General features: G+C 65.1%; 1 protein-coding gene and 1 pseudogene. Both read left to right on the top strand.

Annotated features, from left to right (window positions below; translation table 11 throughout):
• Nucleotides 1–298 (top strand): annotated as a pseudogene (locus tag A3764_RS00195) (cytochrome c biogenesis protein CcdA); the annotation flags it as partial.
• A 4-nt stretch (nt 299–302) separates the two neighbouring features.
• A partial coding sequence (locus A3764_RS00190) for a methyltransferase domain-containing protein (RefSeq protein WP_150122006.1) occupies nt 303–545 on the top strand: 243 nt, incomplete at its 3' end.

Below are 545 nucleotides of genomic sequence, written 5' to 3'. Positions count from 1 at the left end.
CATCGGGCCGATCCTCGGTGCCATCCTAACCGCCAGCGCGACAAGCGCGACGATTGGCGAGGGCGTCGCATTGCTTGCCGTCTACTCGGCCGGCCTTGGGATCCCGTTTCTGGTCGTCGCGGGGTTCACCGACAGTATTGCCGGCAGGCTGCGCGGCATCGGTCGTTGGGGTCGCCGCCTGCATCAGGCTGCGGGCGGCGTCATGATCCTGATGGGCCTGGCGATGATGACCGGGCGGTTGAGCGCACTGGCCTACTGGCTGCTGGACACCTTCCCTGTCCTTGCGCGGATCGGGTGAACAGATGCGACTGTACGAGAAACATATCCTCCCTCGGCTGACGCATCTGGCGATGGGCCAGGATCAACTTCTTCCCTACCGGCGCCGCGCCATCTCCGGGCTGCATGGGCGTGTGCTGGAGATCGGAATCGGCTCGGGCCTGAACATTGCGCTCTACCCCGAGGCCGTGCGCCAGATCATCGGTATTGATCCGTCGCCCGAACTCCTCTCTCGGGCCGCGCAAACCTCCCATGGACTGATGCCCGCT

The sequence above is a fragment of the Sulfitobacter sp. HI0129 genome (assembly GCF_001635395.1).
Classification (GTDB): Bacteria; Pseudomonadota; Alphaproteobacteria; order Rhodobacterales; family Rhodobacteraceae; genus Sulfitobacter.
Note: the sequence above shows the minus strand (reverse complement) of the source record. Positions and strands in the feature narration are given on the sequence as shown.